At 61.6% G+C, this 25915-nt stretch carries 15 protein-coding genes; 8 read left to right on the plus strand and 7 right to left on the minus strand.

All coding sequences use genetic code 11. The annotated features are described in order from the left end of the window. The first annotated feature begins 4 nt into the window (after positions 1-4). On the plus strand, positions 5-1201 hold the full coding sequence (locus V5E97_RS24010; RefSeq protein ID WP_406694082.1) for an NAD(P)/FAD-dependent oxidoreductase: 1197 nt from the start codon (positions 5-7) through the stop codon (positions 1199-1201). Positions 1202-1253: 52 nt separating this feature from the next. On the opposite strand, the gene speB is transcribed toward V5E97_RS24010, so the two are convergent. Further along, on the minus strand, positions 1254-2228 hold the full coding sequence (gene speB, locus V5E97_RS24015) for an agmatinase (protein ID WP_406694084.1): 975 nt from the start codon (positions 2226-2228) through the stop codon (positions 1254-1256). A 288-nt stretch (positions 2229-2516) separates the two neighbouring features. Further along, positions 2517-2948, minus strand: coding sequence for an SRPBCC family protein (locus tag V5E97_RS24020; protein WP_406694085.1), 432 nt, complete (start codon positions 2946-2948; stop codon positions 2517-2519). 936 nt (positions 2949-3884) lie between these two features. Between V5E97_RS24020 and V5E97_RS24025 the strand changes: the two genes are divergently transcribed. From V5E97_RS24025 to V5E97_RS24035, 3 genes are read left to right on the plus strand one after another with little or no spacing between them, the layout of a single operon-like run. After that, positions 3885-4781 carry a DUF1559 family PulG-like putative transporter gene (locus V5E97_RS24025; protein WP_406694086.1) on the plus strand — a complete coding sequence of 299 codons (897 nt, stop codon included), beginning with the start codon at positions 3885-3887 and terminating at the stop codon, positions 4779-4781. Further along, complete coding sequence (locus V5E97_RS24030) at positions 4679-4897, plus strand: H-X9-DG-CTERM domain-containing protein (RefSeq protein ID WP_406694087.1); 219 nt, start codon at positions 4679-4681, stop codon at positions 4895-4897. The genes V5E97_RS24025 and V5E97_RS24030 overlap by 103 nt, the downstream gene beginning before the upstream one ends. A 54-nt stretch (positions 4898-4951) precedes the next feature. Next, complete coding sequence (locus tag V5E97_RS24035; protein WP_406694088.1) at positions 4952-5125, plus strand: hypothetical protein; 174 nt, start codon at positions 4952-4954, stop codon at positions 5123-5125. Positions 5126-5314: 189 nt separating this feature from the next. Here V5E97_RS24035 and V5E97_RS24040 read toward each other — a convergent pair whose 3' ends face one another. Next, positions 5315-7081 carry an FAD-dependent oxidoreductase gene (locus V5E97_RS24040; protein WP_406694089.1) on the minus strand — a complete coding sequence of 589 codons (1767 nt, stop codon included), beginning with the start codon at positions 7079-7081 and terminating at the stop codon, positions 5315-5317. A gap of 776 nt (positions 7082-7857) precedes the next feature. Between V5E97_RS24040 and V5E97_RS24045 the strand changes: the two genes are divergently transcribed. From V5E97_RS24045 to V5E97_RS24060, 4 genes are all read left to right on the plus strand, one after another. Then, positions 7858-8511, plus strand: a complete 654-nt coding sequence (locus tag V5E97_RS24045; RefSeq protein ID WP_406694090.1) for a hypothetical protein — start codon at positions 7858-7860, stop codon at positions 8509-8511. Then, positions 8508-13847, plus strand: coding sequence for a beta strand repeat-containing protein (locus V5E97_RS24050; RefSeq protein WP_406694092.1), 5340 nt, complete (start codon positions 8508-8510; stop codon positions 13845-13847). The genes V5E97_RS24045 and V5E97_RS24050 overlap by 4 nt, the downstream gene beginning before the upstream one ends. 268 nt (positions 13848-14115) lie before the next feature. Then, positions 14116-14790: an RNA polymerase sigma factor gene (locus V5E97_RS24055; protein WP_406694093.1), complete on the plus strand. Its 675-nt coding sequence runs from the start codon at positions 14116-14118 to the stop codon at positions 14788-14790. Continuing rightward, entirely contained in the window at positions 14787-17909 is a 3123-nt protein-coding gene (locus tag V5E97_RS24060; RefSeq protein WP_406694095.1) for a protein kinase domain-containing protein, read from the plus strand. Before V5E97_RS24055 ends, V5E97_RS24060 begins: the two co-directional genes overlap by 4 nt. Positions 17910-18264: 355 nt before the next feature. Here V5E97_RS24060 and V5E97_RS24065 read toward each other — a convergent pair whose 3' ends face one another. From V5E97_RS24065 to V5E97_RS24080, 4 genes are all read right to left on the minus strand, one after another. Continuing rightward, positions 18265-19392: a DUF4832 domain-containing protein gene (locus V5E97_RS24065; protein WP_406694096.1), complete on the minus strand. Its 1128-nt coding sequence runs from the start codon at positions 19390-19392 to the stop codon at positions 18265-18267. 389 nt (positions 19393-19781) lie between these two features. Beyond that, on the minus strand, positions 19782-20612 hold the full coding sequence (locus V5E97_RS24070) for a hypothetical protein (protein ID WP_406694097.1): 831 nt from the start codon (positions 20610-20612) through the stop codon (positions 19782-19784). A 681-nt stretch (positions 20613-21293) separates the two neighbouring features. Then, positions 21294-24527: a carbamoyl-phosphate synthase large subunit gene (gene carB, locus V5E97_RS24075; protein ID WP_406694098.1), complete on the minus strand. Its 3234-nt coding sequence runs from the start codon at positions 24525-24527 to the stop codon at positions 21294-21296. Between the two features lie 212 nt (positions 24528-24739). Continuing rightward, positions 24740-25888, minus strand: coding sequence for a hypothetical protein (locus V5E97_RS24080; RefSeq protein WP_406694099.1), 1149 nt, complete (start codon positions 25886-25888; stop codon positions 24740-24742). Between the last annotated feature and the right edge of the window lie 27 nt (positions 25889-25915).

The raw sequence follows: 25915 nt of genomic DNA on the forward strand, positions 1-25915 counted from the left end.
CCCTATGCCCTTCGACGTCTCCCTGCCGTTTGACGTGGTCATCGCAGGCGCGGGCCTGGCCGGTGGATCGCTCGCGCTCCGGCTGGCCCGATCGGGAGCCCGGGTGGCCCTGCTCGATCCCGCGCGATTCCCTCGCGAGAAGCTTTGCGGAGAATTCCTCAGCCCCGAAGCCTGGGGAGTGCTCGATCGTCTCGGCCTGGCTCAAGATGTCGAGCGATCGGGCTATGAACCGATCCATCGCGTTCGGCTCACGACACCGCGAGCCCGAGTGCTTGAGGCGGAATTCACCAGCCCAGATGGCCTCCCCGGAATCGGCCTGGGCCGGTCGGTGCTCGACAACCTGCTCGTCCAGCACGCTCGCGCGGCGGGCGTCGAGGTCATCGAGGAAGCCCGAGTCACCGGCCCGATCGTGCTCCAAGGGCGAGTCGCCGGTGTCGTGGCCCGGGGATCAGGAGGAGGAGGCGACCCCTTCGAGCTCCGCGCGACCGTGACGGTGGCCGCGGAAGGCCGTCATTCGACCCTCGTCCGCCAGACCGGGACCACCCGCACGCGAAGCCGATTCCGCCCCCGCCTCTTCGGCATGAAACGCCATCTGAACGTGCCCGACACCACGGCTGAACCGGCCGGCACAGTCGGCCTTCATCTCGTCTCTGGAGGCTACGGCGGCACCTGCCGGATCGAAGGAGGGCTGACGAACCTCTGCGCCTTGCTCCCCGAATCGGCCCTCCGCGCTCATCGCGGTCAGCTCGATCGCCTGGCCGGCAACCTGTTCGCGGCCAACCCCGCCCTGGCCCGCCTCTGGGAGACCAGCCAACCGGCCGGCCCCTGGAAAACCGTCGCGGGAGTCCGCGTCGAAGCCTCGATCCCGCGGCTCCCGGGCATCTTCTACGCAGGCGACTGCCAAGGCACAATCGACCCACTGGGCGGCCAGGGAATGACAATGGCTCTTCTCGGCGGCGAAACCATCGCCCCGTTCGTCACCGCCGCCCTGGCCAGCGACGCCTCCATTGGCTCCCTTCAGCGTGCCTATCGCGCCGCCTGGCATCGTCGCTTCGACCGCCGGATCCGCCTCTGCCGCCTCTTTCATCACATCTTGATCAATCCCTGGATGATCGATCTTGCCTCGGCCTTCAAGACCGTCGCCCCCCAACTCCTCACCGCCGGCTTCGAGCAAACCCGCGATCGGCCTACGAATCGATAGAGGCTGCCCTGACCTCCTCACCCGGCCAAGTCAGGATCAACAACTGCGAATTTCACAATTTCGCAAGTGCTTCCGAAACGAGGCAGAGCAGTTCCATAAGAATCTGGGCTCCGGCCAGTGCGGTCATGCCCGTGGGGTCGTACGGGGGAGAGACCTCGACAACGTCCGCACCGACGAAGTTGAGACCCCGGAGACCTTGGAGCAAGTACATCGCTTCACGCGAACTGAGTCCTCCGACGACGGGCGTACCAGTTCCCGGGGCAAAGGCGGGATCGAGCGCGTCGACATCGAAGCTGAGATAAACCGGGCCGTCTCCAATTGTCTTGCGCGTGGTCGCGATCACGGCATCAAGGCCTTCGCGGAGGATCCAGGGCATATCGAGCACGGTAAAACCATGCTCCTCCGCGTACGGAAGCGCAGCCTGACGGTATGGGTCCCGGATCGCGATCTGAACGGTCCGTTTCGGGTCGATCAGCCCGTCTTCCACGGCGTTTCGAAACGGGGCTCCGTGATGAAATCGCGAGCCTTTCATGGGAGGGGCGGTGTCGTGGTGCGAGTCGAAATGAATGAGCCCGACAGGGCGACGATTCGCCACGGCCTTCAGAATCGGGTAGGTGATCGAGTGATCGCCGCCCACCGAGATCGGGATCACCCCTGCGGCGACGACTTGCGTGTAGTAGCTGAAAATTTCCCGGACGATGTCATCGAGCACGAGAGTGTTCTGGAGCGGGACATCTCCGGCATCCACGACTCGACCATGCTCATACGGGATCACACCCGTGTAGGGATTGATGTAACGGATCAGGCCCGACTGGGCCCGAACGGCTTGCGGACCATATCTCGCGCCCGGCCGATGGCTCAGGCCGGCATCGGTGGGTACCCCGATCAATGCGATATCGACACCTTCAAGTGTGTCGACCACGTCCGTTCGAAAGAAAGACGTGGGACCCGAAAACGGCATGTCGAGCATGTGCCGCCCGTACCCTGCGATCCGTTCGAAGAGCTGCGAGAGATCCGGTTCGGCCATGGAAATTCCAGCCTTGCTCGAGGATTTTCAGTGTCGGATACGTTCGTTGCGTCAAACCGGTTTACCCAAGAGGTAGCACACGGAATGAGCAAGGCCAAAGTTTCGGTCACTCGAAAAAAAACAACGATCCGCGACCGCGCGAAAGAACTGAGAATTCTTGCGGTTTCCGCAACAGGTTGATTTGCAGTCGCCCGGCCGAGCCGGAAATCCATCGAGATTCCCGCCCAGTCGCGGATCGTTGAATGGTATGGAAATCCACGGGCATTCACGATCCCGGCCCGTTGACGATCATCCAAGCGTCTTGGCCAGGGCTTCGAGAATCATCCCCCAGCCGGCTTCAGTGCGGCTCACGTACTCCGGCAGCACGCCGTCATGAGTCAGGGTGAGTTGGCACCCGCTCCCGAGCGGGAGAATGGCCACCGTGACGCGCGTGCTGACCGGCGAATATTTCGGGACGCTCATCTTGAAGACGAGTCGTCGCGGCGACTCGATCTCAAGGTATTCCCCGACGTGTTCGACGTCCTCGCCGTCGCGGCGATCCGTGAGGTAGAAAAAGCCGCCGACCCGGGGGTCGATTTCCGCGCGCACCATTCGGCCCGTCGCCGTCGCGAACAACCAGCGACTCGCCGACTCGGGGTCGAGCCAGGCAGCGAAGACACGCTCGGGCGAGACGTCGAACTGATGGATCACTTGCAAGCTGTCGGGCGTTGCGCTGGACATCGGCATCATCCATTCGACTCGGGGTTGGCCGCGGGATCAACCGCCGGCAAGGGCGTCGAGAACGCCGAGTCTGGCGACTCAACTTCTCAACACCAGGATCGGCTCCCGAAGCGTGGACTCAGCGAGGTGGGACCAACCCGGTAACGCGGACCACCCTGCCGTGAGCCGATCGAGGAGCTCACCCCACGTCGAGTCAGCCAGCCCATCAGGCTCTGATTCAGGTCGGGTGCTGTCTCATCGATCGTCATCATTCAACCTTTCGGCTGAATGATTTTGCCGGGCGAAGATAGAGAGCCAGGTCGATTGTAGATTCCTCCCTGGGCCCGTTCAGGGCGGGCCCAGCATTACCGCCATACTAAACTTTTTCCCCCAAAACGGTACTCGCCCTGCCCCCCGAGGTCCGCTTCGTTGCAGGTGTCCGGGGACCGCTGAAATAGCGGCGTGAGGACGGTCCTTCTTTCTGTTTTGACGGCGTGGCCACCGGGCCTCAATCCAATTAACTTGCAACAACATTTGCATGCCACCACATTCGGATTCAATAGGATGCGACCTGAAACCATTCCACGTCTTCATTATCAATGATATTAATTTCTCCTCACTCCTAGCATTACCCTATCCGATTTTCACCACCGGGAGCGGGCCCACCGAAGGGGCTCTGATTCGAAAATACTGAGGTAGAAATAGCGATTCTCGCTTTGTTATCCTCGAATGTGACGCCCGAGGGAGGAGCGTCGGCGGATTACACGGAAGTCCCGCATATCGCCTCGAACCGACCGCTTTTGAGCTCTCCACTGTGGTCGTCCGACGGCCTGACTTGGTCCATTTTCACTCGAAACCAAACGTTCCATTCCCCCCCAGTAACCCGGCTCAAAGCCTGGAACGGCTTTTCGCTTTCTTTTATGATAGGCCATTGCGCCCCTGGAGAAGTGATTTCCGATGATCCATGTACGCAGAGCTTTCACCCTGATCGAACTGCTTGTCGTCATCGCCATTATTGCCGTGCTGATCGCACTCCTCCTGCCGGCCGTGCAGGCGGCGCGGGAAGCGGCCCGGCGGTCCCAGTGCATCAACAACCTGAAGCAACTGGGGCTCGCGATGCAGAACTACCATGACGTTCTCGGCTCGTTCCCCCCTGGTGCGCGATCGGTAAGCTGGGGGACTTGGTATCACTTCACGCTGCCTTTCCTTGAGCAAACTGCGCTCGCCAACGCCTTCAACTTCCAAGGATCGACGCTCGGCGGGAACACCCTCACCTACAGCGACGCCGCGAACACGACGGTGAGCCTGATGCGGGTCAGCACCTTCCAGTGCCCCAGCGATCAGTCGAAGGCCCAGACCTCGAACGTGACCTCGGCCAACTACGCCTGCAACTACGGCAACACGGGCACCGGCTACTTCCAACTCGACGGCAGCACCACTCCCCCGGACTACAACGGCGTGGTCTTCGCCGGAGCGCCGTTCGCCTGGATCGCCGTCGGTGGGCCGGGCAACCTCTCGCGTCCCTCCGCCACCTGCTCGAGCATCGCCAGCATCACCGATGGGTCGAGCAACACCATGCTGCTGTCGGAGGTGATCCAAGGCCAGGACGGCGGCTCCAAGCTGGACCTTCGTGGTTTCATCCAGTACGGCTCGTCGAGCGGCTTCGCCACTTACCTGACCCCGAACTCGAACCAGCCGGACATGTTGAACCAGGCGAACTACTGCGTCTACCCGTTCTCGAACAACCCACCGTGCAAATTCCGGAGCCAGGGCCCGCCGGCCTACCGGGCGACACCACCCCGTCGGTCAACGCCGACACCTACGCAGCGCGAAGCCGTCACACAGGCGGGGTGAACTCGGTGTACGCCGACGGAAGCGTCCACTTCATCAAGAACACGATCAGCGTCAACACCTGGCGGGCCCTGAGCACGACACGAGGCGGCGAAATCATCAGCGCCGACTCACTCTAAACGGCCCCGCAATTCGAACTGATTTTAAGCCACACATAGAGGAAGGTTCTGATAATGCGCGCATGGATCTTCGGCCTGATGCTGACAGGGTTGACGTGTCTGATCGCCGGTTGCGGCGGAGAAAGCAGCGAAACCCCAGCCGGCGGCATTGCCGCCCCAGGAAGTCCTGCTCTGCCCGGTGCGGGGGACGCGGGAATCGAGGTGGTCAAAAAGAAGCCCAGAAGGTAATCACCAGCGGACGTCTCGGCGCCCGCATGCTTTCTTGCTTTTCGATGGCTGAGACGCTCGGTGACGCTCTTCTGCGAATCTGAGGGCTCCGAAGGGGCCGCTGACAACGGCCAAGGACGTTGTCAGCGGCCCCTCTTTTTTTTCATCTCGCCTCAGGGGATGAGGTCAAAGAGAACCGACGCCCGGCCCTCAGCGCTCGACGTCCGCCCCGGTGCCGGGATAGGTCTTGCCGTCAATCGTCCAGACGATCGGGGTCTTCCGTCCGACGAGACTCTGAAGCGCTTCGATCCGCTCGAGCTCCTGCCGGCTGCTGCGGCCGTTGAGCGCCATGTCTGCGGCAGCGACGCCCGCCGCGGTCCCGCTCGACCACTCGATCGGGTGTAGCCGGGTCGCGGCGTTGGCCAGAAAGCTCTGGGCCATCGTCTTACCGGCGACCAGCAGATTGCCGAACCGCTCACTGGTCAGCGCCCGGAACGGGATCAGGAACGGCAGAGTATCGTGCGAGCTCGAGACATAGGCCGGCATCGGACAAGTCGCGAGCGGGTGGACATCGGACGGGTAGGCGCCCAGCGCGATGTGGTCATAGAACCGCCGACCGGTCTTGCGCTGCGGCGGTCCGGCGAGATCGCTCCCTTTGAGCAGGAAACCGTCGAGTCCGATGGAGCGGCGGGTGTCGCGGATGTAAGGGACCTTGGCCAAACCGTGGCCGGTCCCCAGCGCCCCCCGCTCGAGGCTGACCTGGCCAGGTGCGATCCCCTCGGGTGGGTGGTTCTTGAACCAGTCGTGCCAGGCCAACGCCCGGCGCTCCGCGGCGGCGATCACGGCGAGGTCGACGCCCCCGCGCCAATCGGGCCGCTCGGCGTCGGTCTCAGCGCGGGACCGGAACAGGTAACCGAACGGGTAATCGTTGCCCCCCTGCTTGAGCCGGGCGGAGTAGCCCCAATTCTGAAGACAGAGGTCTCCCACGGCTGGCGGACCGCCCCCCTTCGCACTCTTGATCCGCCGGTAGGTCCAGATCTGCGCCCAAGCATCGTGACGGCCGGCCTGGTCGTCGAACCCGAACCCTTCGACGCCTGCCGGCCCCGAGGGCTCCTCCACAGGCGCGGGATTGAGCCGCTCGACCAGATCAAATACGGTGGACTGGCCGCATCGATCATCCCCCTCGCGGCCGCCGTCCACCGCCTCCACCCCCTGCAAGTAGGGAGCGCCGGACAGAACGAGCAGCTCGCCCCACTCGGTCGCATCAACGAAGACGACGGGCCGATCCTTGCCGGACGCGAACCGGAGCACACGCTTATCGAACCGGGCGGAGGGCTCGGGGCTGTACCAGTCGGCAAGGTCTTCCGACAGGAGTCTGTCGTAGCCCCCCCAGGCGACGCCCGGCCTTGGCGTGCGCTGAATGACCTCGATGGCCGTGACCAGGCCCTTTTCAGGGTCGGTCTCGACCTGCTTGATCACGGCCTCACGGTAGACGGTAAGCGTACCTTTCTTGCGGAGCGCCGCTTCGAGCGGAACAAGATGCTGGTCGAGAAAGTTTCTGGGCTCGAAACAGTAGTTGGAAACCCAGCCGCGCCCGGGGTTGCCGGTGGCGTCCAGCATGGCGCGGAAGTTTGGAGTCATGTTCTCGCGACTGCGAGCAATCGTGGCGACGTCGAGTAGAACGGCGCCGGTGGCCTTGTCGGTGATCTTGTGCCAGGCCTCGTCAATGGCCGGGACGCCGCTGGACGTGAGCTGCCCGCCGACCCAGTCGGTCGGCTCGATCAAGCAGGTCCGCGCACCGGACTCCGCAGACGCAACGGCCGCCGCAAACGCCGCGGTACTGCCGCCGGCAATCACGACGTCGAAGCTTTGATTACGATTCTCGTCAGCTTGCTCGTCAATCCCCCCCCTGGCCGCCGGGCCGAGCCCCAACCCCGCGACCGTCGCACACGTCCCTAGAAACTCACGTCGCCGCATACCATCCGTGCCCCCACCGGCAGGTCTCCACCTCTCCGCGGGCGTGACGAACCGCCGGTAACTTAACGATAACACTCAAGAAGCGACGAGGTCGAGCCCTCGATCAAAGGAACACCAGGCGTAACAACAACGAAATCCCGAATTCGTTGATACAACATTTAATCGAACCAATTTTACTTCCATATTCACGCATTTCTCATGATATACCACAGTTCCGCCCTCTCCTCTCCTCTTCGTTGCCCCTCTGACCTTGAGGCCAGGCTCAAGCTCAACTCCACGAACTCGCACAAGCCGCCTTCCGCCGACTTCATCGGAGCCAAGCGAAGCCCAACGGCTCCTCCCTCGCAGAAAGTTGCGCAATGAGATAGTGCCCCCGAATGGTGGGCTGAATCGACATTTTTTTGAGGAGTTGTGTCACGCTCGGCAGATAAGACTTTTGCTGACTCTCAACTGGATTACAGGCATCGCAGTGTGAAAGGGAAGAATAGGCTTCGCCAGAGTCCGAATCCTCCCTGAAATCTCGGATTCTGGGCAACTTTGGGAGTTTTGGGGATCTCCATCTGGCGTGCACCCTGCGACACTTGTAATGCGTCAGAGTCAGGACTTTCGAGAGATCGTGGTCGGCAAAGCCAAGAATGCGTGGTCGGGCCGGTCGTCCCTAACCGCCTTTGCTCCTGCCTTCGCCGCAACCAAGTTCCGCCTCCCTTGAACTTAATCGCTCGCTCGATGTTGCACCAATAACCGTGCGGGTTACTTGAATTCGGAGCAGATACGCTATGTCCTCCTGGCTATCCTTGTTCGACACTTCTGGCCAAGCGTCTCGGCGTCCGATCCCCAAGAGGACCCCTAACGCGGCATCGCGACGGTCTCAACGGCTGGTTCCTCGGGCCGAGCAGGTGGAAGCTCGCGTACTCCTCTCCGAATTTCGCATTAATACATACACGACCGCCGCTCAGTCCGCCAATTCGATAGCGATGGATGCCAACGGTGATTTTGTGGTGACCTGGACGAGTTTCGGTCAGGAAGAGGGCTTCGACATCTTCGCGCAGCGCTACAACGCTGCGGGGATTGCCCAGGGCGCGGAGTTTAGGGTCAACGATTACACCACGGGGCCTCAACGCGACTCTGCGGTAGCCATGGATGCTGCGGGCAACTTCGTGATTGTCTGGAACAGCAACAACCAGAGCGGCCCTGGCAGTGGCTGGGACGTCTACGCAAAGCGTTACGACGCTGCGGGAGCTACCATCGACGGTGAGTTTCCCGTAAACACCTATACGAACGGCAACCAGTTTGCCTCCGCGGTGGCCATGGACGCGGACGGCGACTTCGTCGTCGCCTGGGATAGCGATAACCAAGATGGCTCCGGCCTTGGAGTGTATGCCCGGCGATTCGATGGGGTCGGTGTCCCCAATCGTTCGATTTCCGGGTGAATGATTACACAACCGGGGACCAGTCCCGGCCCAGGGTTGCGATGGACGCGGATGGAGACTTCGTGGTCACCTGGCAGAGCAACGGACAGGACGGGTCGGGCGACGGCGTCTATGCCAGGCGCTACAAGTTCGGCAGTGGGGCCCAAGGGCCCTCGTTCCGCGTGAACACCGTGACCAGTGGCGCTCAGAACTACCCGTCGGTCGGTATGAGCGCGGGGGGCGATTTCGTGGTCGCCTGGGAGAGCGACGGCCAGGACGGCTCGGGGTATGGGGTCTACGCGCAACGCTACGCCGCTGCCGGTACCACCCAAGGGACGGAATTCCGCGTCAATAGCTACGCCAATGCCAACCAAGCCGTCCCCGTCGTTGCGATGGATCGCAGCGGCGACTTCACCATTGCCTGGCAGAGCTACGGTCAAGACGGCTCAGGCTACGGGATGTACGCGCAGCGTTATAGCCCGTCGGGGGTTCCTCAAGGGACTGAGTTCCGCGTCAATACCTACACCGCCGCCGACCAGTGGTACGGTGTGATGGGCATGGACGCAGAGGGCGATTTCGTCGTCGCCTGGACCAGCAAAGCCGGCCAGGACGGGTCGGCCGACGGCGTCTATGCCGATCGCTTTACTTCGATCTCGCCGCGAACGGCGGGTCCGCTGATCGCGGGCGTGAACGTGGGTTGGGCACGAGAAAAGGTGTTGGCCGGCAACGTGCTGACCCGTAGCGACCTGAACCAGCTCGTGGTGACCTTTTCCGAGAATCTGACGTCGTCGGTCACGAGCCTTGCGAACTGGGCGCTGACGCGCGACGGCCAACCCGTCGTCGGGGCGATCACGGGCGTCAGCTTCAGCCTCAACACAGAGACCAACTCGTATGAAGCCGTCCTCACTCTGAACGCATCCCTGGCCAAGGGCGTCTATGTTCTCCAGGCTCAGCCCACGATTCTCGACACCGACGGCAATGCCCTCGACGGTGATTACAACGGCGTGGCGGGAGGCGTGTTCTCATTCAACTTCTCCGTCGATCCGATCACCGTCGGGCCGGAATTCCGGGTCAGCGCGGACCCAACCGCTCAGGTGACGGACCCCGGTGTGAGGCCGAATGGAAATGGGATTGCCCAGGATGCTCAAGGTAACTTCGTGGTCGTGTGGGCGGCCGACGGCGTGGATGGCTCGGGCTATGGAGTCCGCGCTCGCCGCTATACGGCCTCGGGCTTACCGCTTGGTCCGGAATTTACCGTCAATACCTACACACTCAACGACCAGGGTGCGGGCTCCATCGAGGTGGGAGATTCGGGGCCGCCGAAGGTCGCCATGAACGCCTCCGGCGCATTCGTCATCACGTGGACGAGCCTCGATCAGGACGGCTCGGGGCATGGAATCTACGCCCAGCGCTTCGACTCAGCGGGCAATCGCGTGGGGGGCGAGTTTCGCGCCAACGGCACCACCGCCGGATATCAGGTGGCCCCTGCCGTGGATATCAACGACGCGGGGCAGTTCGTCATCACATGGCAAAGCCCCGATAGCTCCGGCGGTTATGACATCTACGCCCGCAGTTATCATGCTGACGGTACCCGTGTGGGAAACGAGTTCCGCGTCAACGTCAACCAGACCAATTGGCAGAACGTGCCGTCCGTCGCCATGCGCGCCGACGGCGGGTTCGTGATCGTCTGGAATAGCTACCTTCAGGATGGCTCGAGCAACGGGATTTACCTCCGTCGCTACGACGACGCCGGTATTCCGCAAACCGGCGACGTCCGGGTCAACACCACCACGGCTGGCGATCAGAGCAGCTTTCATCGGCAAACGATCGACATGGACGCCGTCGGGAACTTCGTGGTTGTCTGGAACAGCGACGGCCAGGACGGCTCAGGGTATGCGGTCTACGCCCAGCGTTACAACGCCACGGGCCAGCGCCAGGGGGGCGAGTTCCGCGTTAACACCCAAACCTTCGACGATCAAAGCTCGGCATCCGCCGCCATGGCGCCCAACGGCGACTTTCTGATCACCTGGCTGAGCGCGCATCAGGACGGCTCGGGGGGCGGGATCTATGCCCAACGATATAACGCTGCGGGCGTGCCCCAGGGCGGCGAGTTCCGCGTGAATGCAAGTACGATTCGCAACCAGGACACCCCTGCAGCCGTGATGGGCTCAGACGGCAACTTTGTCGTGGCATGGATGAGTCGCCATGACGCGGGCCAAGGGTTACCCCGTGGAGTCTTCGCCCAGCGATTCAGCATCCCCGGCGCAGCCCCTGATATCTTGGTCACACCGACCTCAGGCCTGTTTACAAGCGAGATCGGCGGCGCAGCCAGTTTCACGGTCCGGCTCAATACACAACCGACGGCAAATGTCACCATCGGACTGTCGAGCAGTCACTCGGGCGAGGGAAGCCCGAGTGTCTCTAGCCTGACGTTCACTCCCACAAATTGGAACATCGGCCAGACGGTTCTCATCACCGGCAGCGACGACGCGATCGACGACGGCGACGTGAGCTATGCGATCGTCACTGCCCCAGCCGTAAGCATAGACCCCAACTACAATGGGCGAAATGCCCTTGATGTCGCAGTGGTCAACATCAATGACGACACGGCCGGAATCACCGTGACCCCGACGAGCGGGCTGGTCACTGCCGAAGCAGGGGGCACTGCGACATTCTCGGTGCGGCTTGATACTCAGCCGACCTCGACGGTCACGATCGGGTTGACCAGCAGCAACACGAACGAGGGAAGTCTTTCGGTCGGCAGTCTTGTCTTTACCACGTTGAACTGGAACATCGCCCAGACTGTGACCGTCACGGGTGTGGACGACGCGATCCACGACGGAAACATCAGTTACACCATCATCACAGCTCCGGCCGTCGCCCTGGATCCCAAATACGACAGTCGGAACGCTCCCGATCTTGCCGTGACCAACGTCGATAACGATAGCCCCGGCATCACCGTGAGCCCCACGACCGGGCTCGTGACAACTGAGGCGGGCGGGTCAGCGACATTCACAGTCCGGCTCAATACGCAGCCCACCGCGACCGTCACCATCCCGGTCTCATCGAACAACGTCGCTGAAGGAACCGTCAGCACAAGTAGCGTCACATTCACGTCCATCAACTGGAATATCCCCCAATTCGTCACAGTGACCGGTGTCAACGACGCGATCGACGACGGCGATGTTGCCTACACGATCGTCCTCGGTGCGGCGGTGAGCGCCGACCCCGGTTATAGCGGGCAAAACCCTGCCGACGTCGCTGTAGTGAACTCTGACGACGACACCGCCGACATCATCGTCACGCCCATGGCAGGTCTGGTGACCACGGAGGCAGGCGGGACTGCGACCTTCCTCGTTCGGCTCGGGAGCCAGCCCACTGCAAACGTGAGCATAAATTTATCAGCGAGCAATCTCAATGAAGGCACGATCAACACGAACAGCTTGACGTTCACGCCCGCGAACTGGAATACCTCGCAAGTTGTGACCCTGACAGGTGTGGATGATGACGTCGAAGACGGCAGCATCACATACAACATCGTGACGGCTCCGGCCGTGAGCGTTGATCCCAAGTATGGCGCCCTGAACGGCCCCGACGTTGCGGCGGTCAACCTCGACGATGACTCGGTGGGGATTAAGATCACGTCGACCAGCGGACTCGTGACCAACGAGGCAGGGGCCACGGCAACCTTCACCGTGAGCTTAAACAGCCGCCCGACCGCGACTGTCACGATCGGCTTCTCGTCTTCCAACCTGGGCGAGGGTGTTGTGAGCGTGGGAAGTTTGACGTTCACTCCGGCCAACTGGAATGTTCTGCAAACGGTCACAGTCACAGGGGTGAACGACGCATTCGACGACGGTGATGTCGGCTATGGACTCCAAATCGCTCCGGCGGTGAGTGCCGACCCCGGTTATGACGACCTCATCTCCCAGAACGTCGACCTGGTGAACCTGGACGACGACACACGAGGTTTCACAGTCACACCGACGAGTGGCCTCGTGACCACAGAGGCGGGTGGAGTTGCCAGTTTCACGGTCCGACTGAACAGCCAGCCCACCTCGGTCGTCACCGTAGGGTTGTCGTCGTCGAACCCCAATGAGGGTTCCCTCAGTGTCAGCGGCCTTAGCTTCACTCCGGCGAATTGGAACGTCCCACAGACTGTCTCCGTCACGGGGATGAACGACTCTGTCGACGACGGCGACGTCGCCTACAGCATCGTCACCACCTCGGCCGTGAGCGCTGACCCCACTTACAACGATCTTGATGCCTGGGACGTCGCTCTGACGAACCTGGACGACGATACCGCCGGGATTTCCCTGACCCCGACGAACGGGTTAGTCACGTCTGAAGCGGCAGGCACGGCTTCGTTCTCCGTTCGACTCAACTCAAAACCCATCGCCGATGTTACGGTCGGATTGCACTCAGATAATCCGGGTGAGGGGACGATTCGATTCAGCAGTCTCACCTTCACTCCGGCAAACTGGAACATTCCCCAGGTCGTCAACATCACGGGGGTGGACGACGGAGTCGACGATGGCGATGTCACTTACAGAATCGTCACCAACTCAGCAGTCAGTGGTGATCCTCGCTACAACGGTGTTGACCCATCGAACGTTGTGGTAAAAAACGTCGACAATGACACAGCCGGAATCACTCTGACTCCGACCAGTGGGCTCGTCACCACAGAGGGAGGCGGGAGCACCACCTTCTCTGTCCGGCTCAACAGCCAACCCACTGGGAACGTCACGATCGCCATTGCCTCAACAAATGTGGGCGAAGGTGTCGTGAATACAGGTAGCTTGACGTTCACTCCCGTGAATTGGCACGTGGCTCAGATGGTTACGGTCACTGGAGTAGACGACGTGGCCGTCGATGGAACGGTTGGATACACAATCGTGACCGCCCCGGCTTCGAGTAATGATCCTCGGTACAACGGCGTCAAAGGTGCCAATGTCGGGGTGATGAATATTGATAATGACGTTGCGCCACTCGTGACGATTTCGAGCGCTCGTATCGTGCAACAGAAGGTCCGCCGCAAGATCGCCATGACCGTCGCGGTCACGTTTAACGGCGACGTCGATGGGGCGACCGCCCGAACTTTGGCAAATTATTCGATCACGGCGGCCGGTCGCGACCGCAAGTTCGGCACCCGCGACGATGTCGTGACGAGACTCACCGCAGTTACGTACGACCCGGGAACGCGGACCGCGATCCTCACGCCCAGGAACTCGACCCTCGCTCTGAAACCACGCCCTCAGTTTCGGGTTCGTTCGGGAGGACTTTTGGATTCCTTGCGGCGCCCCATCGACGGCAATCGTGATGGAAGTCCGGGGGGCGATTGGGTCTCGATCCTCTGATCAATGACCCGACGGATTTCGATCCGGCCCCTTCAAGAAGAGGGGTCGGAATCGGTTCGATCAATCTCGAGTCCATGACACATCCTCTTTGCTTGTGGTTGTCGCGTGGGCACCACAATGAGACTGCACAATGGATGAACGAGCGGTGCGCGGCTTGACGAGCGAGTGATATGGGGCCAGAATTCGTAAATGTTTGATCGAGTTGTTCGCTCAAACCTCGGGGTCATTGCAATTGTGCAAATGGCTCGGACGACGCGAGGTTTTCGGTATGTCGACCGTGGATCTCCCCTTATCGCACACCAATCGGCCCGACCGGACCCCTGCCTGGCTGACTCCGGGCCTCCGTGCAGGCTCCGAAGAAACCTGGCGTGAATTCAATTTCTTGTACGGAGGCTGGATCTATAGCCTGGCTCGTCGCTGGGGTCTCACCAAGGAAGACGCCCGCGACATGGTGCAAGAGATCATGATGAACGTCTACCGATCGCTTCATCTCTTCCACCGCGATCGAAACGATTCGACGTTTCAGGGGTGGATCTACCGAATCGCCAGAAACCACGTCGCCGACCACCTCGAACGCAGCCAACGCATGACCACCGTTTCCTTCGATCGATGCCCTGAGTCGATCCCCGACCCAAACTCTCCCGACGAATCGTTCATCCTTCCTGAGGAGGAGCGTGTTCGACTCCGCGCTCGGTTGGAGGAGTTAGCCGCGGGCCACTTCCGCAGTGATTCGTGGGCCGTCTTCGTTGCGATTGAGCTTGAGGGCGCATCAACCAGTGAGGTTTCGCAGCAACTTCATGTGAACGCCGATACCATCCGCAAGCAAATCAGTCGGGTCAGGAGTTGGTTGAGGACCTTGCAGGCGACCGAGCTATTGATCGGTCCACCGCAAAGACTCCATCCAGATTTACTCATGAGCAAGCAGAATGGCGTCGCGTCATGAACGAGGAAAATACGCCTGGCCTGTCCAATCCCGAGGAACAGAATCTCGACCTCTCATACAGCGACGAACCCGAATGTCTCGAAGCAATCAATGCCCTGCCGACATTGAACGAGGCGTGGCTGGTCCCCGACGAGGTCGGGGCCTATCGCCTGAGCGAACGGCTCGGTGAGGGCGGGTACGGGATCGTCTTCCGAGGCCAGCATCGGATCACCGGTCGGCACGCTGCGATCAAGCTTGAGCACCTTCCTCGCCTGAAGCCGGGGTTGTTGACGCAATTCTTGACCCACGCCAGAATCGCGGCTTCGATCAAGCCCCATGCCCACCTCGTGCTCCTTCACGATGCGGGCTTCGACCCGGACGCCGGCCTCGCCTATCTGGTCATGGAGCTGGTGGAGGGGCCCAATCTTCGCGAATGGATCCGCAACCGAAGTGGGCCTGTTCCCCCCAGAGTGGCGGCTCGGATCGCACTTGGGGTCACCGAGGCGCTTGTTGTCCTGGGAAATTCCGGGATTGCCCACCGGGATCTGAAGCCTTCGAATATCCTGTTGGATCCGGGTGATCCCAACGATCCGGACGGATTTCCCTACATCCCCAGGGTCGCCGACTATGGGCTGGCCCGCCGTGATTCCGACGAGGGGGAGGGTACCCGAACGGTTTCGATGTCCCCGTCCGGAACCACGGCTTATATCCCCCCGGAGCGATTCAAGAACCCGGAATGTGACCCGAAACCGGGGGATCTCTATGCGCTCGGCGTCATTCTTTATGAGCTTGCGACCGGTTTCCGACCGTTCCAAGGTTCGAGCGACTTCGAGACCCAGAGACTCGTGGTCGCGGGGAATTTCATCGACCCGCGTCGGCATGTCCCCAGCCTACCGCGTGGCCTTGAGCGAATCATCCTCAACACGATCACACGTGACCCAGGCGACCGATACCTGAGCCCGACCGAGCTGCGTGACGATCTCAAGCGGTTCCTCGAAGGTCGCAGGGTTTGGGGGCCGAAACGCCCGGCGTGGCGTGAGCTTGCCGTGGGATTTCGAAGGCGGAGACGAACCTGGAATGCCGCTGCAATTGTGACATTGGCCACGATGATCGGGTTAGCCGTCGGCTGGGAAAGTTACACGCGTCAGTCAACACGGCAGCGTCGTCAAGCTCGATTGACTTATACCGATCACGTGGCCCAGGCAAGTTTGCACTGGGGCGCGGGTGATCTCGTCGCAACCCATGCGGAACTCAAGCGGGCGACGGAGGTCGAGGGAGGCGGAGGCGACCTCCGGGAATCAGTCTGGTTCGCGCTTGAGAAAGCATCTCGACCTCTGCGGGCGGTCCGTGAAATTCAGGCCCATCAGGGTGCGATCTATGCGGTGACGGAATCGCCCGACGGGCGATTCCTGGCGACGGCCGGCAAGGATCAGGTGATCCGCCTCTGGCGCCTTGGCACGGATTCTCCGCCCCAGGAGTTGATCGGTCATACGAAGGGAGTCAGCGAACTCGCCTTTTCGCCCGACGGGACCCGGCTCGCCTCAGTCGCCGACGACGCGACATTCCGGCTCTGGTCGTTACCCGAGGGAAAAGAGATCGCACTCGGTTCGATCATCTGCTCGACCACGGTGGGGACCACGATCGCATTCTCACCGAACGACCGCCACTTCGCGGTCGAAGGGGAAAGTGGGGCATACGTCCGCGAAATCCGAGGACTGGCCGTTGCCTATTCCCGCGACGGTCGAAGAATCGCAACAGGGGGCGACGACAGGGCGATCCGGCTCTGGGATGGTCGAGACGGATCGTTCCGAAACGAATTTCCCAACGTGGCCGCTTCCACTCAGACGCTCGTTTTTACGAGCGACGGCCGAATTCATAGCGGTCATCAAGACGGCACTTTACACACTTGGGAGCCGGATACCCTGCACTCTCACTCGGTAAGGCGACCCGCTTCCGGAGCGATCGACCACATTGCTTTGATCGACGACAGCGGCGATCACATGCTCGTCACAGGGAACGAGCCCAGTGTTTGGGTCTGGGATCTGACCGATCGCTCAGCGGCTGAGACCGTGTTGGACTCTGAGCACGGAGTCCGCTCGGCCGTGATCTCACCCGACCGCACGACGATCGCAACCATCGACAAACGTGGAATCGTTCGACTGTTTACTTTTAAAGGGCTGCCCGTCGGGGTCTTTCAAGCAACGCAACGCAAAGGGACCGCCGTCCGGTTTCTCAGTGACGGCGTCACGTTGGTCACCGCCGCGAGCGACGGCAAGCTCGCATTCTGGCGGTGGCGTGATGCGGTGATGTTCTCGCCCGGCGGCCGATCACCCCAGCCTGCAACGCCCCAGTCAGGAACGGTTTTCCTGAACGAGGGAGTGCTGACGGTATCTCGGCGCGGTAAGGAACCGCTGAAGATCGATGGGGTGCCGCCCGATCTTAAGATCGCATGGCTAGGCCCGCAGTCCCTGGCGCTTTTCCACGCAGGGAAGCATTCAGGCCTCTGGGATCTGGAAACCGGACATCACCTGGTGAAGACGCCACCTGGTCCGCAACTTCACTGGTACGCAGGGCGCGCCGACGCTCCGCACGGCCCCCTTGTTTGGCAGGAAGGCGAGAACCTCATCGGCCTCTACGACCCGACCCGCGGGACTCGGATCGGCGAATTGCCCGACCTCGGCTCGGTCTGGTTTCGAATCGGTCGTCTGGGGCAATTCCTCGCGGTGGTCGGCAACGCCGAAGTCCGTGTCTGGGACCTGGCAACGAGGACGATCCGCTGGCGGAAGTCCATGCCTGGATCACAAATCGAGAACCTTATTGCGTCAGAAGATGGCCGATATGCTCAGGTGATCGAATCTCTGGAAAAGAACCAGCTTGAAATCACCGTCTGGGAGACAACGGCCGATCGTCCCATCCTGAAGCTCCCCCCACTTTCGTCACGTAAACCTTCATTTGGCCTATCCTTTCCGGTCCACCAAGGCGACCCCTTTGCAGTCTGGACTGATGTCGTTTCACCCCGCGGCATGGTCGTGGTCCCGACCATTCTGAATGTCTCAACCGACGCCCCCAAGCCTGGTGTCGTCGGGACATCGCCAGCTTCCGTCTCCCCCGTTCCTAACTCTGGCCAGCATGATGAATGATACGACTCGTATCATCCTGGCAACTGGCATGGTGCGGTCTGGCTGGGCGATATCCTCGATTGGTTCCGCCATCGCGGCGATGACCCACCGACATCAACTGGTACCCTCAACCGAAAACCGCACAAGCCGCCTGGGGAAGTCGTCTCCCACATTCCCCAGGCAGAACGAGCCGTCCAGCGTGTTCGCCAGCCATCAGCCGATCACCGACGCCAGGCACAAAAAACATTTCAAATTAACATACAACATACACTTCGAAGCGTCTCACCGGTGGAGTGGTAGTCGAGGCTCGATCGGTTCAGGCCGAGCAACTCGCACCATCCTGCGGACACTCAACTCGGGATGATCGAAAATTTGCTCAGGGCAAATCCGCGTCGAATTCGATTCGTTGACCTCGAACTAATCGATCAGACGCAATCGTCAATGTCGGTGCCCCGCCGCCGGCCCCCACCTGAAATGTCCGAGTCTGCGTGGGTAAGAGTCCCTTCAGCGAATCCTGAGAACGGACCCCGTTCACGGTCGGAAACGCATCGTAATAAAACGGTGCGATGCCCGTATTCTGGATCGTCACGGTCGATCGGCTTGCCGATGCCGCGAACTGGGTGACGCGAAACCGATAACCGCAGGCCATGCCCGCTTCGCGAATTCGTTCAGGATTCTGAAAGCGCGGTTGATCGTCGCCGATGATGAAGGATACATGAAACTTCGTAGCTTGTTGAGTAAACGGCACGCCGTGGGGACCCGTCGCCGACAGGGCAGCCTTTTGATCTTTCGACTCGAAAAAGCTGAACTCCCCGCCCGCCGGAGCAACCTTCCACCGGTCTCGTCCCAGCCGATTCCAGTTCGGCTCGTTCTCCTGCCCATGCCTGGCATGGTTGAAGGAATCGTCAAACACCCCGAACGGTAGCGCAAGGAGTCTCTTGTCTGCCGCGAAGGGTGTGTGGTCACCAGCCGCATCCACCGAAATCATCCAGGGCGTCTGACGAAATCCTTCGCTCAACCGTTCGGCGAACTGGCGTTGAAACGCCAGGGAAGGAAACGTCTCTCCCAGCTTCATGGGTCCATCATAGATATGATACTCGGACCAGAGTCCGAAGCCCACCTGGACGAACGCCAAACGAGGGTCACGGTCATACTTTTCGGCGAACCGTCCGAAGAACTCGAGAATGAACCGGCGGAGTTCTGGATGCGACCAGTCGGGAAATCCCGTGCGCTTCTTCTCACTGTCGGCCACGGTTTCGCGATAGTCCGCAAGCGACTTGATGTAGGCGGGGACACCAGTCGGTTTGCCCACGTACGTGTCATACCAGCGGAGGACCGCCTGATGCTTTCGGCCGGCAACCGCATCCAGAATTTTCTCGACAGCCTCCCAGTGATATTCCCCCGCCTTACTGACAATCTGATCGTAGCTAAGGTAGCTGAATTCGAGTTGGATCGGCGCAGTTCGAGTCTCCTCGTTGGCCGCCCACAAGACGATCCCCGTCATCGGCTGAACATCGACAACCTTCGAATTCAATGAAATCGGCCGAAGGTCGTCGGCGAACCCCATCGTCGACGCCAAACTTATGCAGAGTCCGGCTATTCCCGGCAAACAGCTCGACAGACGAATACGCACAATCACATTTCCTTTCACGCCTACTTGGCATCTTTCAGTTCAGCAAAAGCCACGAGGTTCGCTCATCTCATGGGGACCCGAAAAAACTTTGAACACGCACGATTTCCACTTTCTTGCTCATTAACTTGTTTGCTTATGATTCGCTCATCGACATGCGACCGCAATCTCAGGCCACATTACGAAGGCAAAAAAAAAGGCCGGGGTCGAAGACCCCGGCCCCCAGGGCGCTAGGCCCCTGATCGTTTGCGAACGAAGCCGGTCTAGCTTCCGACAACCTGACGTTCCTGAAGCATCCGTTGGATCTGCTCAAGCTTGCGATTGACGCTGAGGACGTTGGGGACCTCGAACTGCTCGGAGTTCGTGCCCGCGGCCCTGATCGTCAGGTCGCCGGACCCGAAGCCGAGGAGCCAGTGCCGAAACACGTCGTCCCTGTGCTTCTCGACCGCCATCCCGAACGTATCGAAGACGCGCTCTCCCGACCCGATCGCGGAGCGGACCCGAAGTTGACCCCGACTGAAGATCATCCTGTTTCGGCGGTCATAGACCAGGTAGGTCAAGAGCCAGATGGTGAAAAGGAAGAACGAGAGCGAGAGATACCCGAGAGCATTGATATGGATATCGATCAGGCCAAAGGCCCTGAGAATCGGGTCCCACCAGCCGAGAATTGCGAACAGAACGGTCGTAAGGGCGATCCCCAGAAGCACAATCACGGACCACAGTCCGCGCATGTGCACGTTGGTAATGACGATCACAAGGCAAAGAGTGACCGCGTAGATCATCCCCAGACTGTTACTCGCGGACATCCGAAGTCGCGGATGGGCGACGGCTCCCGTGGCCTTGTCCGTCGGTAACTTCCGGCCTTGAGGGAGCACCAGGACGTCGCGAGGCTCGTCGTGCCCCTCGATCGTCCGTTGTCCCTCGGCGACGGTGCCCACGGGAACCACGGCCATCACATGGTTGTCGAAGTACGTCATGGCTGCGAGTAGGAACCCGACCAACCACACTGGCCACCAGAAGAAGATCGGGGAGTGGCTGATGAGGACGACCTCGGAAGGAGGTGTCGGTGTGGGATTCGTCGTTGGGGTCGACATCGTGTTCCTTCTCGAACGGAGATCGAACTCGTCGTTCCGAGCTACGCTTCCACGAAATTGAGGTGCCCGGCCTGTGGGTTTAGCCGTTCCATGAACTCACGCGGATCGACATCTTGACCGGTTTCGCCTCGCGTCCTCAGGCAAAAGCTCGACAATAAGTCCCCGCGGCAAATGCGAGCGTTTGGGAGAGCCGGGCTGGCCAGGCATCTTTCCACGCAAGTAGGACAGCGTAAAGGATGAGAAGGGCCGTCCGCAAGAGACCGACCTCTCGATCTCTCTTTCTCCTGCTGGTTCCAAAAAGTCGGTTTCACCGAAGACTGCGGGAACAGATTCGGATCGCGATGACGGCCTCGCACACCACGGGGACTGGCATGGGAACCAGTTGACGCCAAGCTGACACCAAATTCGAGGCGACGCGACACACATTTCATCGCCCGATCAATGAGCCAGTGGATCAGATCAGCCCAGTCAATGGTTCACCCATCAATTTTGTTGATTTCAAGGATTGAGTCCAACCAGTGCGGCCGGGTGTTATTCAATCATGGGACGGCGAAGGGCCGAGAGAAGTACGGCCGGGCCGGCCGTGCTACTGGTTGTGGGTCGCCTCGCCCGAATTCGGCGACCCCTCGGCATGCTCTGGAATTTCTCGGGGTCCTCGCAGTCCCAGGGAGCGGTTCGGCCCTACGACCGCTTGAGCAGGTCTTGAAGCGCGTAGACCGCGAGCGGTCCTTGCCGCATCCGCTCCAGGGCGGCGACCGCCGCCTTGCCACCGGCGATCGTGGTGATGCAAGGGACTCCGTGGCTCACCGCCGACGCCCGGATCCGCCCTTCGTCGGTCCGCGCTCCCTTGCCGCTCGGCGTATTCACGATCAAGGCGATCGAACCGTTGGCCAGGTGGTCCAGCAAGTTCGGACGCCCTTCGCTGAGCTTCCGAACCACACTCACCGCGATCCCCGCTTCCGCCAGCGCCGCGGCCGTCCCCGCCGTGCTCATCAGGTCATAACCGAGCTCCGCCAACCGGGCCGCCACCGGCAAGACCGCCTGACGATCCCGAGCCGCCACGCTCACGAACACCGTCCCGCTCTCCGGCAGGCGGATCGACGCCGCCAACTGCGCCTTGGCGAACGCGCCGGCGAAGTCGAGATCGATCCCCATCACCTCACCCGTCGAACGCATCTCCGGGCCGAGCACGATATCCACCCCCGCGAACTTCGCGAACGGGAAGACCGACTCCTTCACCGACACGTAGTTGGGCTCGGGGTCCGACTCGATCCCTTGCTCGGCCAAGGTTCGACCGGCCATCACCCGCGCCGCCGCCCGCGCCAGCTCCAGGCCGGTCGCCTTCGACACGAACGGCACCGTCCGCGAGGCCCTTGGATTCACCTCCAGGACGTACACCTCGCCATCCTTGACCGCGAACTGGATGTTCATCAAGCCCCGGACCCGAATCGCGTCGGCCAGCAACCGCGTCTGCCGCTTCAGCTCGGTCACGACCTCCGCCGGGAGGCTGAACGGCGGGATCGCACAGGCCGAGTCGCCCGAGTGGATCCCGGCCTCCTCGATGTGCTCCATCACCCCGGCCACGATCGTCCGCTCGCCGTCGGAGACCGCATCCACGTCGACTTCCTGGGCATCTTCGAGGAACTTGTCGATCAGGATCGGATGCCCCGCGCTGACCTCCACCGCCTCGGTCATGTACCGCGCCAGCGCCGACTCGTCGTAGACGATCTCCATCCCACGGCCCCCCAGCACGAAGCTGGGGCGGACCACCACCGGGTAGCCGATCCGCTCGGCGATCCGCCGCGCCTCCTCGTACTTCAAGGCCGTGGCGCTGGGGGGCTGACGCAGGCCGAGCCGCTCGATCACGGCGTGGAACCGCTCCCGGTCCTCGGCCAGCTCGATACTCTCCGGGGTCGTCCCCAGGATCGGCACCCCTGCCGCCTCCAGAGCCCGCGCCAGGTTCAACGGCGTCTGGCCGCCAAACTGCACAATCACCCCCACCGGCTTCACCCGCTCGCAGACATTCAAGACATCCTCGGCCGTCAACGGCTCGAAGAAGAGGCTGTCCGACGTGTCGTAGTCGGTGCTCACCGTCTCCGGGTTGCTGTTGACCATGACCACTTCGTAGCCGTCGCGACTGAGCGCGAACGCCGCCTGACAACAGCAGTAGTCGAACTCGATCCCCTGGCCGATCCGGTTCGGACCACCCCCGAGCACGACGATCCGCGGCTTGTCGCTCACCCGCGCTTCGTCGGTCGATTCGTAAGTGGAATAGTAGTACGGCGTCGTCGCCTCGAACTCGGCGGCACAGGTGTCGACCAGCTTATAGACCGCCTCCACCCCGAGCCGCTTCCGCTCGCGCCGGACCTCCGCCTCCGATGATCCCCACAAGTGGGCCAGTTGCCGGTCGCTGAACCCGTCCCGCTTGGCCAGGCGGAGCAAAGACTCGCCGGCCCGCTCCAGGGAGTCAACCTGCCGGAGCGTAGCCTCGGTCTCGACCAGCTCGGCGATATTGACCAGGAACCAGCGATCGATCGCCGTGAGTTCGTGAATCCGTTCGATGCTCATCCCGGCCAGCATCGCGTAGCGGAGGAACCACAACCGCTCGGGGTTGGGCGTGGCCAGCTTCCCCTGGATCTCTTCCTCGGTCGGCTGGTCCTCGGTCCCCCACCGGTCCTTGGGATCGGCCCCGAGCCCGAACCGCCCCACCTCCAGCCCCCGCAACGCTTTCTGCAAGGACTCGCGGAAGGTCCGGCCGATCGCCATCACCTCGCCGACCGACTTCATCTGGGTGGTCAGCTCGGTGCTCGCCTCGGGGAACTTCTCGAACGCCCACCGCGGCACCTTGGTGACGACGTAGTCGATCGACGGCTCGAAGCAGGCGCAGGTCTGCCCCGTGATGTCGTTGCGGAGCTCGTCGAGCCGATAGCCGACCGCCAGCTTGGCGGCGATCTTGGCGATCGGGAACCCGGTCGCCTTGCTCGCCAGTGCGCTGGAGCGGCTGACCCGCGGGTTCATCTCGATGACCACCATCCGCCCGGTGGCGGGGTCGATGGCGAACTGCACGTTCGAACCGCCGGTCTCGACGCCGATCTCGCGGAGGATCGCCAGCGAGGCGTCGCGCATCCGCTGATATTCTTTGTCGGTGAGCGTTTGCGCCGGGGCCACGGTGACGCTGTCGCCGGTGTGGACCCCCATCGGGTCGAGGTTCTCGATCGAGCAGATGATGACGGCGTTGTCGGCCTCGTCGCGCATCACCTCCATCTCGTACTCTTTCCAGCCGACCAGGCTCTCCTCGATGAGAACCGAGTGGACCGGGCTGAGCTCGAGGGCATAGGCGACCATCTTGTCGAACTCATCGCGGTTGTAGGCCACGCCGCCGCCGGAGCCGCCCATGGTGAAGCTGGGCCGCAAGACGCAAGGCAGGCCGAGCTCGTCGCGAATGCCGCGGGCCTCGTCGAGGTTGTGGGCCAGGCCGCTGCGGGCGCTCTGCAAGCCGATCCGCTCCATGCAGACCTTGAAGAGCTGGCGATCCTCGGCCTTGCGAATCGCCTCGGCGGTGGCCCCGATGAGCTTGCAGTTGTAGCGGTCGAGGACGCCCGAGTCGTGGAGGGCGAGGGCAACGTTGAGGCCGGTCTGGCCGCCGAGGGTGGGCAAGACGGCGTCGGGGCGTTCGGCGGCGATGATCCGTTCGACGAATTCGGGGGTGATCGGCTCGACATAGGTGCGGTCGGCCATGTCGGGATCGGTCATGATCGTGGCCGGGTTCGAGTTGACCAGGACGACACGATACCCTTCCTCGCGGAGCGCCTTGCAGGCCTGGGTGCCGGAGTAGTCGAACTCGCAAGCCTGGCCGATGACGATGGGGCCGGCGCCGATGATCAGAATCGTCTTGAGGTCAGTTCGCTTGGGCACGGCGGTTCTCGTCTCCGGTTCAATCAGTCGGTCGGTCGGATCGGCAGCAAACGCAGGCGCGCAACCGGGCCATGCACGCCCCGCGCAGAGAGGCGGCGCGGCCCAAAAAAATTTTACGATTCTAGCAAGCCATGGAAGCCCCCGACAAGGCCGCGATCCATCGCAGCGCGCGGGCGCGGGTGGGAGCGAACCAACCAACCCTTCGTCAGTTCTCAGTGAAAACCACTGGGTTCGAGGCCGTCCACTTCGATCCCGGACAACTCGACGAGGTAGCGATAAACGTCCGAGAGTGCGTTCTCCTCCGCGTCGTGGCGGATCACGACGTGGTACCTGCCCGGTGAAACACCCTCGATGACGAGCTCGGGCCTCTTGTCGGAGACTGCATTGCCAACGCAGGTCGGCGTCTCCCAGTAACCGACCTGCTCCAATCGTCGAATCAATCCATCCCAGTGATGAGGCGCAAGTCTCAGAGTTCGGTGGATCGAGATCGCGCCGGGCTCGTACCCAACATTGCCGTCGAGTTCGACCAGGGTCAGGGTGATCGTCTCCCCGGACTTCACAACGCGAATCGAGAAGGGATGGCCGTAGAGCGGCAGCCGGCTCATTCGATAGATCAGGTCGTCGTCCCCTGACTCGGCGACCTTCCACAAGGATGGCTCCCGCATCGCCTCGAGGTGCCTGCCATACCATTGGGACAAGATTTCGTTCTTTTCCGACCATTCCGTGAAGACGAGGTCGGGAAAGTAAGGGCCATAGGTACTGCCCCAAAAGAGCCGAAAGCCAAGCAACGAGACCAGAGTGACCACGCCTCCCAACGCCAGAAGACGCCCACGGCGTCGCTTCCCACCGGGCGAATCAGGCGGGACGACCTCGGCCCGCGCTCCCTCTCGCCTCGACTGCCCCCCATCGAAAAGAAAGGTCGTCAGGCCGCCGACGGCAGCAAAGCCAAGTGCAACGACCAGGTGGCCGATGGCGATGCTATACACAGGGCCTGTCAACTCCTCGGAGGGAACATGCTCTCTCAGGAAAGCATGTCCTTTTTTGACATATTCCGCGGACAAAAGGAATTCATTAGTGAACAAACTCGGCTGGACGGCTAGAGATTCAGGCGACATGCCGGGCTTCAAGCCCAGCGCAAGGATCACGTAAACCCAGCCGAACGTCGCGAATCCGAACCAGAAGGCCCGCATTTCTTCCCGGCAGAGCCTCGCCGCAAGAGTCGCCAGCAGTAGAATCACAATCGTCAGCGTGTAGAACAAACGAAGCGCGAACAAGGAACCGGAGCGGAACGCCGCGAGGCCAGCCGCGGCGAGCACGACCGTCCCCATCAGACCCGCGATGGTGAAACGCTTCCCGACCATGGCGCGGTCCCCTTGCCCGAGAATCGT

Source organism: Singulisphaera photorubra, assembly GCF_045290345.1.
Taxonomy (GTDB): Bacteria; Planctomycetota; Planctomycetia; order Isosphaerales; family Isosphaeraceae; genus Singulisphaera.